The organism is Roseibium polysiphoniae, assembly GCF_014842925.1.
In the GTDB taxonomy this organism is placed as follows: Bacteria; Pseudomonadota; Alphaproteobacteria; order Rhizobiales; family Stappiaceae; genus Roseibium; species Roseibium polysiphoniae.
Genome location: NZ_JACYXJ010000002.1, coordinates 670,571 through 686,552 on the forward strand (window position 1 = coordinate 670,571; position 15,982 = coordinate 686,552).

General features: G+C 57.8%; 14 protein-coding genes. 8 read left to right on the forward strand and 6 right to left on the reverse strand.

Annotation, left to right across the window (positions count from 1 at the left end; all coding sequences use genetic code 11):
* Positions 1 to 63: 63 nt before the first annotated feature.
* Together IG617_RS06795 and IG617_RS06800 are read right to left on the reverse strand one after the other, a co-directional pair.
* Complete coding sequence (locus IG617_RS06795) at positions 64 to 780, reverse strand: CDP-alcohol phosphatidyltransferase family protein (protein ID WP_192108441.1); 717 nt, start codon at positions 778 to 780, stop codon at positions 64 to 66.
* A gap of 199 nt (positions 781 to 979) precedes the next feature.
* Positions 980 to 1,888: a DUF2182 domain-containing protein gene (locus IG617_RS06800; protein WP_209008296.1), complete on the reverse strand. Its 909-nt coding sequence runs from the start codon at positions 1,886 to 1,888 to the stop codon at positions 980 to 982.
* A 243-nt stretch (positions 1,889 to 2,131) separates the two neighbouring features.
* Here IG617_RS06800 and IG617_RS06805 point away from each other — a divergent pair, with 243 nt between their 5' ends.
* Positions 2,132 to 3,349 (forward strand): UbiH/UbiF family hydroxylase, encoded by a 1,218-nt coding sequence (locus IG617_RS06805; protein WP_192108442.1) that lies wholly within the window; start codon positions 2,132 to 2,134, stop codon positions 3,347 to 3,349.
* 27 nt (positions 3,350 to 3,376) lie between these two features.
* On the opposite strand, the gene IG617_RS06810 is transcribed toward IG617_RS06805, so the two are convergent.
* Positions 3,377 to 4,333, reverse strand: a complete 957-nt coding sequence (locus tag IG617_RS06810) for an AEC family transporter (RefSeq protein ID WP_192108443.1) — start codon at positions 4,331 to 4,333, stop codon at positions 3,377 to 3,379.
* A gap of 205 nt (positions 4,334 to 4,538) precedes the next feature.
* On the opposite strand from IG617_RS06810, the gene IG617_RS06815 reads away from it, so the two are divergent.
* The 3 genes from IG617_RS06815 (at position 4,539) to hspQ (ending at position 7,012) form a co-directional block, all read left to right on the forward strand.
* On the forward strand, positions 4,539 to 5,426 hold the full coding sequence (locus IG617_RS06815; protein ID WP_192108444.1) for a lysophospholipid acyltransferase family protein: 888 nt from the start codon (positions 4,539 to 4,541) through the stop codon (positions 5,424 to 5,426).
* Positions 5,427 to 5,543: 117 nt separating this feature from the next.
* Positions 5,544 to 6,584: an aldolase/citrate lyase family protein gene (locus IG617_RS06820; protein WP_192108445.1), complete on the forward strand. Its 1,041-nt coding sequence runs from the start codon at positions 5,544 to 5,546 to the stop codon at positions 6,582 to 6,584.
* A gap of 104 nt (positions 6,585 to 6,688) precedes the next feature.
* On the forward strand, positions 6,689 to 7,012 hold the full coding sequence (hspQ, locus tag IG617_RS06825) for a heat shock protein HspQ (RefSeq protein ID WP_192108446.1): 324 nt from the start codon (positions 6,689 to 6,691) through the stop codon (positions 7,010 to 7,012).
* 139 nt (positions 7,013 to 7,151) lie between these two features.
* Here hspQ and IG617_RS06830 read toward each other — a convergent pair whose 3' ends face one another.
* Positions 7,152 to 7,763: an invasion associated locus B family protein gene (locus IG617_RS06830; RefSeq protein ID WP_192108447.1), complete on the reverse strand. Its 612-nt coding sequence runs from the start codon at positions 7,761 to 7,763 to the stop codon at positions 7,152 to 7,154.
* A gap of 261 nt (positions 7,764 to 8,024) precedes the next feature.
* On the opposite strand from IG617_RS06830, the gene IG617_RS06835 reads away from it, so the two are divergent.
* The 4 genes from IG617_RS06835 (at position 8,025) to IG617_RS06850 (ending at position 13,505) form a co-directional block, all read left to right on the forward strand.
* Complete coding sequence (locus IG617_RS06835; RefSeq protein ID WP_254170455.1) at positions 8,025 to 9,899, forward strand: extracellular solute-binding protein; 1,875 nt, start codon at positions 8,025 to 8,027, stop codon at positions 9,897 to 9,899.
* A gap of 18 nt (positions 9,900 to 9,917) precedes the next feature.
* Positions 9,918 to 11,546, forward strand: coding sequence for an AMP-binding protein (locus tag IG617_RS06840; RefSeq protein ID WP_192108448.1), 1,629 nt, complete (start codon positions 9,918 to 9,920; stop codon positions 11,544 to 11,546).
* A gap of 30 nt (positions 11,547 to 11,576) precedes the next feature.
* Positions 11,577 to 12,761 (forward strand): PleD family two-component system response regulator, encoded by a 1,185-nt coding sequence (locus IG617_RS06845; protein ID WP_209008297.1) that lies wholly within the window; start codon positions 11,577 to 11,579, stop codon positions 12,759 to 12,761.
* A gap of 72 nt (positions 12,762 to 12,833) precedes the next feature.
* On the forward strand, positions 12,834 to 13,505 hold the full coding sequence (locus tag IG617_RS06850; RefSeq protein WP_192108449.1) for a DsbA family oxidoreductase: 672 nt from the start codon (positions 12,834 to 12,836) through the stop codon (positions 13,503 to 13,505).
* Positions 13,506 to 13,597: 92 nt separating this feature from the next.
* Here IG617_RS06850 and eno read toward each other — a convergent pair whose 3' ends face one another.
* The gene (gene eno / locus IG617_RS06855; protein WP_192108450.1) at positions 13,598 to 14,872 is read right to left on the reverse strand and encodes a phosphopyruvate hydratase; all 1,275 of its coding nucleotides are present in this window, start codon (positions 14,870 to 14,872) and stop codon (positions 13,598 to 13,600) included.
* Between the two features lie 134 nt (positions 14,873 to 15,006).
* On the reverse strand, positions 15,007 to 15,852 hold the full coding sequence (gene kdsA, locus IG617_RS06860) for a 3-deoxy-8-phosphooctulonate synthase (protein ID WP_192108451.1): 846 nt from the start codon (positions 15,850 to 15,852) through the stop codon (positions 15,007 to 15,009).
* Between the last annotated feature and the right edge of the window lie 130 nt (positions 15,853 to 15,982).

Genomic DNA, 15,982 nt, shown 5'->3' on the forward strand with positions numbered 1-15,982 from the left:
GCCACGTCAATCACGAGCCTGTAGGATTTACCGAGTTGCGATAGCGGGATGCCGGCGCACCGCTTAGAAGTAGCGGTCAATCACTTGCTGCACGGCCGAGACCGAGAAAAGATAAAGGCTCGCTCCGGTCAGGACCCAACCCGTGATCTCAGGCGTCTGCATGCCATTGACGACCGCGTTGCCCGCTGCAACGAACCAGATTGCGGTGACGATCAGCGTCAGTACCCGCCAGCGCTGCACGCGCACTGGATGGACGAATTTGACCGGCAGAAAGGTCAAGACGCAGCAAAAGAGCACAAACCCGATGGTGAAGCCCTGGGAGGGCGACAGGGCCATCAGGCCGAAGACGACCATGTTCCAACCGGCTGGAAATCCCTTGAAGGAACCGTCGGGCGTCTTCATGCCATTGTCGGCGAAATAAAGCGCGCCAGTGAACACAATGAGGCCGCCGCAGATCCAGTTCCAGGGCTGGGAAAGCATCGTGCTTGCGGACAGTGCGAAGGCCGGCAGGAACACGTAGGTGGCGTAGTCGATCACGAAATCGAGCGATGCACCGGACCAGCGCGGCAATCGCTTGGCAATGTTGAAGTGCCTCGCAAGTGGACCATCAATCCCGTCCACCACAAGTGCCAGCCCCAGCCAGGCAAACATCTCGGCCCAGTTTCCACGAGCGCCGGCCAGCAACGCGACGAGCGCGATCGGTGCGCCGGAAGCCGTGAGGATATGGATCAGAAACAGCGCCGGCTCCGGAGCTTCCTTGTCTGGTGTAATTTCGGTCACGGCGGTCGGTGTCTCGCGGGGTTACAAAAAATACTGGATTTGCGGGAAAATCGCCCGCCGAGGCCCTGAACTCAGGCCAAGTTGCCACCTATCGATCAAACGATAAATGTATCGATTTGTATCCCATTATTCCAATTTTATGACGGAATGAACAGGCTTTTCGCTATTGACGGCGCAACTGTGCACCTCAAACTTGGATTCAATGCACCAGACCGGCTTGCATCAGCGCCACCAGGGCCAAGCCCCAACCCAGGAAAAATATGCCAATCAGCACACGAAGCCAATTGCTTGGGAGTGTTTTTTCAACTGCCATGAGAACACCGAGGACAACAATCCAGATCACGTTCATCAGGCCTACCGCGAACATGACCGTCATGATGGCCCAGCAGCAGCCAAGGCAGGCCAGTCCCTGAACAGCCCCTTCCTTGTAGGCCGCAACGACACCGGTTCGCTCGGCAAAAGCAAAACGAGGGTACCAACAGCGCACCAGGCAGGCTTTCTTGGCCCGGGTAAACTGGTAGGCGCCAGCAGCCATGAGGATTGTCGCCGCGAAAGCCATTGAGGCAGGCGCCATCATCGGCGTGACAGCAGACGTCAGCGTCAGCAGCCATTGTGCCCCCGTAGCAACGACGGCGTAGCCAGCCCAGACCGTCAGATAGCCGGTCGCAGCCAAAAGCGTCTCGGTCCCATTGCGTGCTTTGCTTGTCTGCTTGCCTCGGCGGCGCGCATAGGCGTTCAACATGGGAATGGCACTTGGCAGCATCATTGCCAGGGCCATCATGAGCCACATGACAAAGATCTTGGCCCCATCAGCTGCCGCCCACGTTTCGGCTGGCATTCCAAAAGTTGCGACAGAGGTGGGAAGGCATAGCGCGGCAATGGCAGCGCGCGCCTCGGCAGGCAGGCCCTGATAGATGTTGAAGGCGTTGAACACGCCCATTCCGGGTCCGGCCTCGGTCATGTCCATCACCGAGATCATGTCGGCGACCATGAGAGATAGGTAGAGCCACCCAGCAAGCGTCAATCCGACAAGACAGGCGAGAACCCACGGCCATCCGCGCGCCAACGCGTTTAGTTGTGTTTCCTGGTGCTCAACCACGGACGTCACTTGCATGTCTCCAAAGTCATGTCCCAGCATCGGCAACGTTTTCAATGAATGAAATCGCGTTACAAGATAGCGGGTCTCTCGGCAATCGTCTTGATATGACGCAAACAGGCCAGTGACATCCTTCACAAACAACGTCGGATGGCCTATGCGGCATTGGACCGCGCTTGGTAATTCCGTTCCGCCTTGCTTTTCAGCTTCGGAACGCCATCCTTCCGTCGGAGCGGTAGCAATGGAGCCACGACAATGCCTGAGACCTCAGACAAGATCCACGACATCGTTGTTGTCGGAGCTGGTCCGTCCGGTTTGACGGCGGCGCTCCTGTTTGCCTCGGCCGGCTTCGAAACAGTGTTGGTCGCACCCGCCGTGAACCTTGAGGACGGGCGCACGACCGCCTTGTTGCAAGACTCGGCCACGCTTTTTGAACAGATTGGCGTCTGGGAAAGTCTTCGGGGCTTTGCAACGCCACTTTCGAAGATGCGGATGATCGATGCCACAGGCAGGCTTGTGCGTGCGCCGGAGGTCACATTCGACAGTGCCGAGCTCGACCTTGATGCCTTCGGATATAATCTGCGCAACAAGGACCTGAACCGCGTCCTCGCAGAGGTGGCTCAGGAGCAAACCAATCTGACGTTCGTCGAAGATCTTGCGGTTTCCTATGACTTCGGCGACGAGAATGTCACTGTTTCCAGCCAGGATGGCATGCCTATCAAGGCTCGGTTGCTTGTTGCAGCTGACGGCCGCAACTCCCAGGCGCGTGAGGCCGCCGGAATAGACCTGCGCCGCTGGAGCTATCCGCAGGTGGCCGTGGTCCTCAATCTGGAGCACGACAGGCCTCACAACGACACTTCCACCGAGTTTCACACGCCCACCGGTCCCTTCACGCTCGTTCCCCTGCCCGGTCGCTCGTCGTCCCTTGTATGCGTCGTTACGCCGGAGCAGTCCGAGACCCTCAAGGCCATGTCGACAACGGACCTGGCGCTCGAACTTGAGCAACGCGCTCATTCGATCATTGGCAAATTCCGCATCGCCAGCGAGCCACAGAGCTTTCCGCTGTCAGGTCTGTCGGCCAAGTCGCTCGTAGGAAAACGGCTCGCGCTGATCGGAGAAACTGCGCATGTCTTCCCGCCGATCGGAGCGCAGGGCCTCAATCTCGGCCTGCGGGACGTAGCCTCTTTGGGGAAACTCTTGACGTCAGCACGCGGCACGGGAGCGGACATTGGCTCGGCGCAGGTGCTGTCCCGCTATGAAAGCGACCGGCGCAGCGATATTTCCACGCGAACCTTTGCGGTTGATGCATTGAACCGGTCGCTTCTGACCGACTTTCTTCCGGTGCAGATCGCTCGAAGTGCGGGGCTTTATCTGGCCGACAAGGTTCCTCCGCTTCGGCGGCTGCTCATGCGCGAAGGTATCGCTCCGGGCACCAGACGTAAGGCCCCGCCAGTTCGGGACGGCGTCCACTAGCTTTCCGTGCCTGCCCGGCTATGGGTTTTAGCCACCCAAGGGAATGACATTGTTGGTGATCGCCCAAATGAATCCGGTCACGGTCACGACCGACGCCAATGTTCCAATCAAAACGAAACTCGCGGCCCGTTGAACGTAGGTGCTGTACTGCTGCGCGATGACAAAAACATTCGTCGCGGGCGGCAGACAGGCCATGAGGATTGCCGTTGCGACCCAGATTGGATCGAAGCCACCGATCCAGGAGAGCAGCAGGAACACAAGGACCGGGTGAACGATCAGCTTCACAACAAGAACCGCAGGCAGCTCAATCGGAATGCGGCCAGCGGGGCGCAACGCGACGCCGACGCCCATGGCAAAGAGCGCGCAGGGCGCGGCTGCCCCGCTGAGAATACTCAGCATCGTATCAATCGCTTCAGGCGGCCTGAAACCAATAGCTGCAGCGCCCACGCCTGCAATGGTTGCAAGGATGAAGGGATGGGTGAAGACCCGCCAGAAAATCTTGGTGAGTGTCTTGCGCATCGGCTCCTTGTCGGTTCCGCCCACGGCCATCATCAGTGGGGCGAGAATGAAAAGAAGCGTGTTGTCGAAGCAAAGAATCAGCGCTGTTGGAACGGTTGCCGCAGGCCCAAGAACGGCCAGCGTCAGGCCAGGTCCCATGTAGCCGATGTTGGAATAGGCTCCTGCGATCCCCAAAATGGTGGATTCAGGCACGCTGCCGCGAGTCGCCAAGACACCGATGCAAAAGGCGATGGCGAACACCGTATAGGTCGTGAAGGTGGTCGCCGAAACGAAGGTAAGATCGGTCAGCTGTTCGATCGGTGTTTCAGACAGGAGCCTGAAGAACAAAGCCGGCAAGGCGATGTAGATGATGAAGAAATTCATCCAGGCAAGCCCGCTTTCCGGCAGTTTGCCGATTTTCCCGGATACAAAGCCGAGGAAAATCAAGCCGAAAAAGGGAAAGGCCAGTGTGATGACGTCTTGCATTCTCGAGCTAACCGCAATCAATGGTGGGCCATGACGGCAGGCGCCGTCAGCCGAACGGTCCCTGATGGCTTGCATCAGATGGACACCTTGGATAATCACCCCTGATAGGTTTGTTCTTCAACGCTCCATATCAGGCTTAAACGTTAGAGACGGTCTTGCCGGCTCCTGCAAGTCTCGGTTTGTTACAAATGGTACTGCCGCCCCGATGCCCTTCGCGAAAAGCTTGAAAAATCTCTGGTACCGGTTGGAAACAGCCGCTTTACGCGTTGCGATCATTTTGTTCCGCCTGATCCCTGTGGACATCGCTTCGGCGGTGATGGGGCGTCTTTGGCGCTTCTTTGCCCCCCTGAATTCGAGACATCAGCGTGCCCTTCAACATCTTGAAGCGGCATTGCCTCAAACAACTGCTGAAGAGCGCGAACAGATCGTGCGCGGCATGTGGGAGAACCTTGGGCGGGTTGCTGCCGAAACCTTCCATATTGCCGAGCTCTTGCCGCAGGACGACCGTTTCGTGGCCATCGCCGATGAAACCACGAAGCGCGTTCTCGCCGGAAAACAGCAGGCTGTTTTTGTTTCCTTCCATTCCGGAAACTGGGAAATGTGTGTTCAGCCCGCAGTGCGGGCGGGCCTTGATCTGGCAGGCGTCTACCAGGCGCTGAAGAATCCTTTTGCGGATGCGGCCCTGCGCGACATGCGCAAGGACCTCTATCGATTGGGCCTGTTTTCAAAAAGCCACGAGACCGCCCGCAAGCTCGTCAGGATCGTCCGGGAAGGCGGTGTTCTGGCGATCATGGGTGACCTGCGCGAGACCCGCGGCATCAAGGTGCCGTTTTTTGGCCGGCCGGCCTATGCCAACCCGGTGCCGGCGACGCTTGCACGTTCCGGCGGCGTGCCGATCATCCTTGGCCGTGTTATCCGAACCAAGGGTGTGCATTTCGCCATTGAAGGCCGGGCGATCGAGGTTCCCGTAACTGACGATCGCAAGGCAGATATTCAAGCGGTTACTGAAGAGATCCACCGTGTCTTTGAGGAATGGATCCGCGAGCACCCTGAGCAGTGGATGTGGATCCACCGCAAGTGGGCCAAGGCCTGACGTTTCCAGGTCGCGTCAACCCCGCCCGGTGGCTGCGCCTTTCGGAGAATATGTGCAGCGCAATAAGGCGGTTATACATTTGCCAAACGTGCCGGCAGATGAGGGAGTGACAGAGCCGTGAAGACACCCAAAGCCTTTTACCAGCCGCTGGCCATTGGTGCGCCTGCCCCGTTCCGTGACTTGCCGGTCGCCCTCGAACGCATGATCCACTTTGTGCCGCCGCATGTCGAAAAGATGCGCGCCAAGGTTCCGGATCTCATCAGCAAGGTCGATGTGGTCCTTGGCAATCTTGAGGACGCCATTCCAGCGGATGCGAAGGTCGAGGCGCGGCGCGGCTTCATACAGATGGCCAAGGACAATGATTTCGGCCAGACAGGTCTGTGGACCCGCGTCAACTGCTTGAACAGCCCCTGGTTTCTGGATGACCTCATGGAAATTGTACCCGAGGTTGGCGACAAGCTTGATGTCATCATGCTGCCAAAGGTCGAGGGGCCCTGGGACATCCACTACCTGGACCAGCTGTTGGCTCAGCTGGAGGCAAAGTCCGGAATTTCCAAACCGATCATGATCCATGCGATCCTGGAAACGGCAGAAGGCGTCAATAACGTTGAAGCGATCGCAGCGGCCAGCCCACGGATGCACGGCATGAGCCTTGGCCCGGCCGATCTTGCGGCCTCGCGGGGCATGAAGACAACGCGTGTGGGTGGCGGGCATCCAGACTATGCCGTTCTGTCCGATGACAGCAACGGCGCGGCGCGCACAGCATTTCAGCAGGACCTTTGGCATTATACGGTCGCCAAGATGGTTGATGCCTGCCTGTCCTACGGACTGAAGCCCTTCTACGGCCCGTTCGGCGACTTTTCCGACCAGGAGGCCTGTGAAAGCCAGTTTCGCAACGCGTTCCTGATGGGCTGCCTCGGTGCCTGGTCGCTCCATCCGAAGCAGATCGAGCTGGCAAAGCGCGTTTTCAGTCCCGATCCTGCTGAAGTTGCCTTTGCCATCAAGATTCTCGAGGCAATGCCGGATGGGACGGGAGCCGTCATGATCGATGGAAAGATGCAGGATGACGCGACCTGGAAACAGGCCAAGGTGATCGTGGATCTGGCGAAGCTGGTTGCGAGCAAGGACCCGGAGCTCGCTGAAGTTTACGGTCTTTAGAGACTTCGTGTACTATGATTTGTCGGATTAGCGGCAGGGAAAGCGCTTGCCACACAATCGCGCAAGCGCTATCCCGGCAAAATCCGTCTGATCAGGTTGACAAAATGCGTACGGCGAAATTCAGAATTGGTCAGGTCGTGCGGCACCGCATCTACCCCTTCCGAGGGGTGATATTTGATGTCGATCCGACCTTCAGCAATACCGAGGAATGGTGGGATTCCATTCCCGAAGACGTTCGGCCAAACCGAGATCAGCCGTTCTACCACCTGCTTGCTGAAAACGAGGAGACGGAATACGTCGCCTATGTCAGCGAGCAAAACCTAATCCCGGATATTACTGGCGAGCCGGTCCGGCACCCTCAGGTCCATGAGATCTTTGAAGAACTGTCCGACGGCTCCTATGTGCCGCTGACTGTCGAGATCCACTAAAAGCCCCCCGGCTCAACAACTTTCCTGACAGCGTAGCGGTGCGCCGCAGTGCCGGTGTGTCTGCTTCAGTGCCTCATTTCAAATAAAAACGCCGCCCCGAATGGGAGCGGCGTTTGCAATCTCGAAAACTGGCTGAAGCTTACTGAGCGTCGTTCTGAGCGTCGATCAGCTTTTGGCGTGCTTCATCGGCGCGGCGCTGCAGCTCGGACTGGAGCTCTTCTTGCTTCTTCTGCAGGTCAGCAACGTCCATTGGCTCGCCGTCGTAAACCTTGGTGAAGCCGATGAGCGTCAGCTCAAGCGGTATCGCCTTGGCCTGCTGGTTCAAGGTGGTGAGAACGAGCTTGCCGCCTTGCTTCATCGAGTTCACGAAGGACGCGTCGATTACGAGCTCGGAATAACAGGCGTTCGGGAAACAGATGCCGTATTTGGCCTGGGTCTGCTTGCCGCTGTCGATCTGGACACGAAGGCCCGGCTGGATCAGCATGCCGGTCGGAACCGCGATAAGCAGCGTCTTGCGCGCTTCACCATCGATTTCACGGATAGCCACAGAACTCAGGAACTGGCCTGTGTTTGTCCGTAATTCCTGCGTGATCAGGCAGATTTCCTTGTTCACTTTGGGATCAACGTTACACACCTTGACCCAGGGGGATTCTTCCTCGGCAGTCTGCGCGGAGACCGTACCTACAGAAGAGGTCATTGCCAGCGCGGCAAAGGCGCAGCCGATCAATCCTCTTTTGAAAACATTTTTCATTCGAACTATCCTCAATCGTACGTCCGCAAATCTTACGCCGTTCTGCGGCATTCGCGCGGCAACTTCAAGTGCCTCGCGCGCTGTTTAGCGTTCGGGGAACCCTTGCGAGACGAATACGGCAAGAGGGTGACCGATATGCAACGCCCGGCAAAATCAAGAGAAACAGGAATATCTGGGGCTATTTAGCAGCGCATACATCGCAGTCTATTTACCATGTGGTAGCATTCGGTTGAGAATCAAAATCTGCTCAGAGCCTTAAAGATGATTAAAGCCACCGATTTGTGCATGCAGCGACTTTGCCGATCTGCGGCGGTGGGCCTGGTATTCAGTCTTGCTTTCCTGTGCTTTCAGGTAGGCGCTGACGCGAGCGATGAGACCGTTCCATCGGTCCACGCCATCTCCATGCACGGCGAACCAGCTCTGCCGCCGGATTTCGTCTCCCTGCCCTACGCCAACCCGGATGCCCCACAAGGCGGAACCCTGACACTGGGCGTCCAGGGAACCTTCGACAGCCTGAATTCCTTTATTGTTCAGGGCGGCTGGACCAGCGCACGCGGCATGAAAGAACGCCAATTCGGCAGCAATATCTTTGAAAGCCTGCTGATGCGCTCCTACGCGGAGCCCTTCACGCTCTATGCGCACCTTGCAGAAAGCGTGCGCATGCCGGACAGCCGGGAATGGATGGAGTTTACGTTGAACCCAAATGCGAAGTTCTCCGACGGATCGCCCGTGACCGTCGAGGATGTGGCGTTTTCCTTCGACATCATCCGTGACAAGGGCCGCCCGCCCTATCGCAACTGGTACGCCAATATTGTCGCGAAGGAATTTCCAGCCGAGCGAACCATTCGACTGGTCTTTGAAAATGGCGACAACAGAGAGTTGCCGCTGCTGATCGCGCTGGCGCCAATCCTGTCAAAGGCAAATACGGACGCTGAAAACTTCGACAAGTCTACGCTCAAAGCGCCAATCGGCACAGGGCCTTACGTCTTTTCCGAAATCGATCCGGGAAAGCGCGTCGTTTACAAGAAAAATCCTGATTATTGGGCCAAGGACCTCCCGGTCAAAGCCGGGTTCGACAATTTCGACGAGATCCGCATTGAGTACTTTCGCGACGAAACGACGTTGCAGGAGGCCTTCAAGAAGGGTCTCATTGATGTCCTTCAGTTCCGCGATCCTGTCCGCTGGAAGACAGGGTTTGATTTCCCCGCAGCCAAAGACGGGCGCGTGATTCAGGAAGAGATTACGCTTGGAACACCGGCCAACATGCAGGGAATTGCCTTCAACACCCGCCGTGCCGTGTTTTCGGACGTTCGTGTGCGCCGGGCGCTCGCGATGTTGTTTGATTTTGAGTGGGTCAACCGGAACATCTACTACGGTCTTTACAAGAGGACCGGCGGCTATTGGGACAACTCCATACTGTCCTCACTCGGACGTCCGGCCGACGAGCGCGAACGTGCGTTGCTTGCCGACTATCCTGACGCTGTCATTCCGGAGGTGATGGAAGGGACGTGGCGTCCGGCGGAAGCCGACGGGTCCGGACGCGACCGCAAGGTTCTGCGTGCGGCGCTCGGAGAGTTCAAGAAAGCAGGTTTTGACCTCAAAGACGGCAAGCTGGTCGATACAGGCGGCGGTGAGGCGCTTGCATTTGAAATTCTCACCAAAAACGAGGATGAGGAAAAGCTGGCGCTCGCTTACACGCGGACGCTGACGCTCCTCGGCATTGATGTGACGGTTCGCACTGTTGACCCATCCCAGTTCGAAGATCGTCGGATCAAGCGCGATTTCGATATGGTCTTCAACACCTGGTACGCCTCCCTTTCTCCCGGCGGCGAACAATACGGCCGCTGGTCTCAAGCCGCAGCTGAAGCCGAAGGCTCGTTCAACATCGTCGGCGCTCGCGAGCCCGTGATTGACGCATTGATTGACGCAATGGTCGGGGCCCGGAGCAAAGAGGATTTTGTTGCCGCCGTGCGCGCGTTCGACAGGGTGCTGATCTCGGGCGCCTATGCCGTACCACTGTATCACGTCCCCGACATCTGGATGGCTCACTGGGACACGGTCGTTCCTCCGCAGGAGCATTCCCTCTATGGCGATGAAGTTGACACCTGGTGGTCAGCTGAAGCCGATAGAAACTGATCGGAAAAGCGAAGAACCATGAGAGCAATTTCCGAAACCCAGGCCGCGGACCACCACAAAGATGGCAGTTGGTCCGATGCGACTCTCGACAGCCTGTTCAAGTCTACGGCGTCGGCCCATCCGGACAGGCTCGCGATTGCCGATGCGCCTGACCGTGCAGACTGGACCGGCGGTGAACCGCGAAGTCTCAGCTATGCCGAGGCGGACAAGGAAATTGACCGGCTGGCTGCGTTCTACGGCGCGGTTGGTCTGACGGCCGATCATGTCATTGGCATACAGTCACCCAACACCGTCGATACGGTGATCGCGTTTTTGGCAGCCCTGCGCGCGGACCTGATTGTCTCTCCGCTGCCGCTTCACTGGCGCCAGAAGAATGTTCTTGAAGCTCTGAATTCTATCGGAGCGAAAGGCTTTATCGCCGCGGACCGCGTTGAAACCCGCATGGTCGGAGCCGACGCGCGCGATGTCGCGGCAGACCTGTTCTCCCTTCGCTTTGTCTTCGGGCTTGGCAAGGATGTTCCTGACGGTCTGATTGAGCTGGGCCCTATGCTCGCCGAAATGGGCGATGGTCTGACATTCACAGAGAGCGACAGAAGCGAGGCCGCCGATCACACGGCGACTGTCTCCTGGAGCCGCAGTGGCGGAGAAACAGTTCCGGTCACCCGTTGCCACAATCACTGGATTTCGGCAGCCAAGCTCGCTTTGGCCGAAACCGAGCTCGGCGATGGTGCCAAGCTGCTCGTGCCTTATTCCCTCAGTGGACTAACCGGGCTCGGTGGCGGACTGGTGCCCTGGCTCCTTTGTGGCGGCAGTTTGCATCTGCATCACCCGACCTCTTTGGTGCGCCTTGCCAAACACGCGAATGAGGTGGACGCCGACTATGTGCTGACTCCGGGGCCATTGGCGCAAATGCTCGACAAGGGTGTCGCCAACAAGAGCGCGACAATCGCTGCGGCCTGGAACATTGCGGCACCGCCGCCGTCGGCCTTCGAGCCCATGCACCCGATGGTGGATCTGCACATCGCCGATGAGTTTGCACTCGTTGCGCGAAAGCGCAGTCACGCAACCAGCGTTGAGGCTGTTCCGTTGGGAAAGCAGACCGGGTCGAACGGGCGTGAGAGCGGGCCAGCCCTTCTGGACATTGCCATCGACACTTCGGCAGACGGCGAAACGCCAAAGCTGTTGGTCAAGGGACCGGCGGTTCCGGGTGCTGAGTGGCGGAACCTTGCCGACAACAAATGCCTTTCCTGGACAAAAGAGGGATATCTTGAGACCGGCATCCTGGTGGAACCGGTTGATGGTGGTCTGGCAGGCTTCGGCATTCCGGGCGCATACGCGCCAGGCGCCGGACAACTTGATGCGATTGACGCCCTCTATATGACCTACCCCGGGCTCCAGGAAGCTGCCGCCTTTCTTGTCGAAGACGACATTATCGGTGCGCGGCTTTATGCGGCTCTGGTTCCTTCGCCTGGAAATGTGCCTGACGCCAAGGCGTTCTTTGCATTCCTAGACGCCGCTGGTGTCGACCTTGCGCAGATCCCATTCCGTGTTCTCATTCTTCAGTCGTTGCCAAGAGACCAGAACGGCGAGGTTGACAGGAGGCGCTTGACCCTGCGCACCCAGCGGTTGGCGGCGCAAGTTGCGTGATCTCAATCGACAGTTTGGTATTTTGGCGTAATGGACACTGAAACTTCCCTGCTTTGGCATGGGCCGACCTGGTTCGCAGGGCGTCGTCTTCCAGGATCTGCGGGACCTATTCCCGGACTGACGTCCGACATCGACCTGATCACGACATGGCGCACTGAAGCTTTGCTGCCAGACATGCTTCCCTCGGTAATTCTTCTGGATACCGAGGCGCTTGATCGGCTTGACAAGCGCGCCGATTTCACCGCGTGGCTGGCAGTCGCCATTGAAGAACTTCGCACTGACGTTCCGATCCTTCTGCTTTGCAAGGCTGGCGACGATTTGTCAGGCCTTGTGCGTCCAACCGCCATCGTTGATCGCGAAATTCCGGACGATACCTTGTTTGCGACAGCTTGCGACCTCCAGCGTTCGTTGATGCGCTCAGAAGAAGCGCGGATCAGACGCATGAGTTTCGGGCGTGTCCCCGGTTACGGCTCAGCACCTCATCACAAGGGCACCAGTGGGCTCCTGATTGTTGGTATGGGTGGCCGCCTCCTGCAGGTGCAGCAGGCAAGTCAGCGTAACGTCGAGATCGTGGGTGCCTTCGACCAGCAAATGGGCGAGGACTATCTGGCGCAGCGCGCCTTTGACGCAGTGATCCTCGATGACACCTTTGACGAGAATCTCGAGAATCTGCGGCGCATTCGCATGGATGCGCGGTTTGCGGCACTTCCTGTTCTTGCTGTCGCGGAGCAAGCGTCGGACATCCCGACGCTGTTCCGCGCGGGCGCAAGCGATGTGCTCCGCTTGCCACTGCAAGAAACGAACCTCTCGATACGGCTATCGACGGCCATACGGTTTGGCAAACGGCGCCGGCTTGCAGACAAGGTCTTGGCTGAAAGCCACAAGTGGCTGAGGGAACAACTGAACACCGGTGGCGTCCCGCAGGTCTTTTATGCCCGCTACAGCGAAAGGGCCGGTGCGGCGCTCGCCAAGCGCGGCCTGGAAATCTGGGAAATGAAGCTTCTTCCCGAGAATTTCAGCACACCAGATGACGCAACGCTTCTCGCGCCCGATCTCTACGGAACGGTTCTTTCGATCGCGGACGCCACGAGCCGTGAAGAGGACCTGGTTTGTTTCGTCCATGATGTTGGCCCGATTGCCGTTCTCAAGAGCGAGCGGGGAAAGGCCCGTTTACAGGCTCGCATTAACGCAATTCTCGGTCATACACGTCTGTGATCGTCGCAAGACTGGAATGTCGCCAGCAAAATAACTAGTGTTGAAGCAACGCGGCGTTAAAAGGAAAGCAATATGACAAGTGAGACTCCGATCTCTGTAGACGTGGTGTCCGATGTCATGTGCCCATGGTGCTACATCGGCAAGCGCAGGCTCGAGAGTGCTCTCGCCCAGATTCCGGATGTGAACGTTGCAGTCCGCTGGCACCCCTATCAGCTGGACGCGACCTTGCCTAAAGAAGGCAAGGACCGCCAAGCTTATCTCACCGACAAGTTCGGCGTCGAAAGAGCAAAGTCCTTCTACGAGACAATCCGCCAGGCGGGGCTGGAAGAAGGCATTCAATTTGCGTTCGACGACATCAAGCTCTCTCCCAATACACTGGACTGTCATCGGCTGATTCTTTGGTCCCGGGCCGATGATCTGCAAGATGAAGTCGTTGAGCGGCTTTTCGAGGTCTTCTTTCTGGAAGGCGGCGATCTGACCAAGTCGGAAACTCTGGTACAGGTGGCCGACGACGCCGGCATGCAGTCAGACCTGGTTGAGCAGCTGCTCGAAACCGACAGTGATCTGGAAAAAACCATACAACAGATCGCCCGTGCGCAAGAGCTTGGCGTAACCGGCGTGCCCTGTTTCATCATCGACGGACGGTTCGCGATTGCGGGTGCCGAAAAGTCCGAAACACTTGCCGCCGCAATTCGTCACGCAGAAGAAACGCGCACGAACGAACCGGAAGCTGCGGAAGGCTAAGACATCAGACAATCTGCATTTTTAAAAGAAGCCCCGCGAAGTGCGCTTCGCGGGGCTTTTCATTTTGTCAGCAACTCAATTGGCGCGTTCGCTTAGCTCTTGAGGATCGAAGACCCTGCGTAGAATGCTTGCGGGCCGAGCTCTTCCTCGATGCGGATGAGCTGGTTGTATTTTGCAAGTCTGTCCGAACGCGCAAGCGAGCCGGTCTTGATCTGTCCGCAGTTGGTCGCGACCGCCAGATCGGCAATGGTGCTGTCCTCGGTTTCCCCCGAACGGTGCGACATGACGGCGGTGTATGCGGCCTTGTGGGCCGTTTCGACGGCATCAAGTGTCTCGGACAGCGTCCCGATCTGATTGACCTTGATCAGGATGGAGTTGGCGACGCCCTGGTCAATACCCTGGCGCAGACGGTCGGAATTGGTGACGAAAAGGTCATCGCCAACCAGCTGACACTTGTCGCCGAACAGATCGGTCGCAGCTTTCCAACCGGCCCAATCATCTTCCGCGAGGCCATCTTCGACCGAGATGATCGGATAGCGCGCGACCAGGTCGCCGAGGTACTTTGCCATTTCTTCGGGATCGAGCGAACGCCCCTCTCCTTCAAGAACGTATTTTCCGTCCTTGAAGAATTCGGTTGAAGCAGCATCCAGGGCGAGGAACATGTCTTCGCCCGGCTTGTAGCCGGCCTTTTCGATGGCCTTCATCACAAAACCGATTGCGGCGTCTGTCGATTCAAGATTCGGAGCAAATCCGCCTTCATCGCCAACATTGGTGTTATGGCCCGCGTCGTTCAGCGCCTTTTTCAGCGTGTGAAAGACCTCAGCGCCCATCCGGACCGCTTCCTTCAGCGAGGACGCGCCGACCGGCATGATCATGAACTCCTGGAAGTCGATCGGATTGTCCGCATGTGCACCACCGTTGATGATGTTCATCATCGGAACCGGCAGTGTACGTGCAGAGGTGCCGCCTACATAGCGATAAAGCGGAAGACCGGAAGACTGGGCCGCGGCGCGGGCGACGGCGAGAGACACGCCCAAGATTGCGTTGGCGCCGAGGCGCGCCTTGTTCTCGGTGCCGTCGAGCGCAATCATTGCTTCATCGATCTTCAGCTGATCTTCGGCGTCAAGGCCACCGACGGTATCGAAAATGTCGCCATTGACGGCGTCGACCGCCTGCAGGACACCCTTGCCGAGGAAACGAGAACCGCCATCGCGCAGTTCGACCGCTTCATGAGCACCCGTGGAGGCGCCCGAGGGAACTGCGGCGCGACCAAAAGATCCATCTTCAAGGAACACGTCTACCTCAACCGTCGGGTTGCCACGGCTGTCGAGGATTTCACGCCCTATGATGTCGATAATTGCGGTCATGCTTCACTCCAGATGGTTGCCGCGGTACGGCAAGATTAGTTCGAAGAAATCGCGCCAGATTGGAGGTTGGCGCGACGACATTTGCCCGGCGTTTACCGGAAGAAGAAGCCGCATGCGACCAGCGGCTAGAATATTCAGGCGCCAGATTTAGGCTTCACCACTGCGTCGATCGCCTTCAACTCGGACAAGAGTGCTCCGAGATCTTTCAAAGCAATCATGTTCGGGCCGTCCGACGAGATCGTATTGTCAGGATCTGGATGGGTCTCGATGAAGACGCCTCCAACCCCTACCGCAACGGCCGCACGAGCGAGATAGGCAACCATGCGCCGATCCCCGCCGCTGGAGCCGCCGAGACCGCCTGGTTGCTGGACCGAATGCGTTGCGTCGAAGACGACTGGTGCACCCGTTTCGGCCATGATCGGCAGTGACCGCATGTCCGAAACCAGGGTATTATAGCCAAAACTGGCGCCACGCTCCGTCAGAAGGACATTCGGGTTACCGCTTTCAACAATCTTCGCTAGAACGTTTTTCATGTCCCATGGGGCAAGAAACTGCCCCTTTTTGACATTGATGATCGCGCCGGTCTTGGCCGCAGCGACAAGCAGGTCTGTTTGACGGCAGAGAAAGGCAGGTATCTGCAGGACATCTACCACTTCCGCGACCGTTCCGCATTGATCGGCCGAGTGGATATCAGTGATCGTGGGCAGACCGTAAGTTTCCTTGATCTCGGCAAAGACCGGAAGCGCATCCTTGAGGCCCACGCCTCTGGATGCAGACAGTGATGTCCGGTTGGCCTTGTCGAAAGAGGATTTATAGACGACGGAAATGCCGAGGTTCCCGGCTATTTCCTTAACGGCCGCAGCACATTCAAGTGCATGCGCCCGGCTTTCCATCTGGCACGGCCCGGCGATCAGGCTGAATGGCGCGTGGTTATCGAAAACAACGGGCCCGACATGAACGGACGTATTCGCCTGAGACATTGAGTTTCCTCGTCATCGGCTACCATCTTGATGGGCAGCGCATCATATTTGCCCGTTGCATACCCGGTCTTTGCCCCCCTCGCAACACGGCAGGCGTGTTTACTGGCGGAGTGTGCGGGTTTCATCGTGG